Annotated in this window: 1 protein-coding gene; it reads left to right on the top strand. The window is 58.6% G+C overall.

The features are described from left to right. Positions 1-228: hypothetical protein (locus tag AB3X89_RS40850; protein WP_368588128.1), on the top strand; the 228-nt coding region annotated here is incomplete at its 5' end. Between the last annotated feature and the right edge of the window lie 4 nt (positions 229-232).

Below are 232 nucleotides of genomic sequence, written 5' to 3' on the forward strand. Positions count from 1 at the left end.
CATCTCGTTCGGTACATCAAGGACAAGGGCACCCATGCGTTCCGCAACAAATACGGGTATGGCCAGCGCGCGCTGGTCGAGTCGCAGATCTCGCGCATCAAGCGCTGTATCGGCGCGCGACTGCTGACGCGCAACATCGAATCGCAGCAGCGCGAGGGCGTGATTATCGCGAACCTCGTGAATCTGTGGAACAGCTTCGGCAAGGCCGTTTGCGTCAAAAAGCTCTAGTTGC

The sequence above is a fragment of the Paraburkholderia sp. BR14320 genome (assembly GCF_040948665.1).
Lineage (GTDB): Bacteria > Pseudomonadota > Gammaproteobacteria > Burkholderiales > Burkholderiaceae > Paraburkholderia > Paraburkholderia youngii.